The organism is Salinimicrobium oceani (assembly GCF_012037645.1).
The window spans coordinates 1-281 of the sequence record NZ_JAAVJR010001675.1 but is presented as its reverse complement, the minus strand read 5'-3'; the positions used below and the strand labels follow the sequence as shown (position 1 = coordinate 281).

Below are 281 nucleotides of genomic sequence, written 5' to 3'. Positions count from 1 at the left end.
GATTTGGAAGAGGTGGACACCACCGGCCGTTCAATGACCTTGGCTTCGCGGGAATTCGTATCATGGAGGCACACGAGAATTACACTCAGCAACATCAGGATATTCGTACTGAAAACGGGATTGCATATGGCGACGTGATCGAACATGTAAATTTCGACTACGCTGCCAAACTTACTGCAGTAAATGCAATTAATATGGCAAGCCTTGCCTGGGCGCCTCCCGCTCCTAAAAATGTGGAGATTGGTGGTGTTGTAGAACCATCTGCAAAATTGAGATGGGAA

At 47.3% G+C, this 281-nt stretch carries 1 pseudogene; it reads left to right on the top strand.

Annotation, left to right across the window (positions count from 1 at the left end):
• Positions 1 to 281, top strand: a pseudogene (locus tag HC175_RS23570) (peptidase M28); the annotation flags it as partial.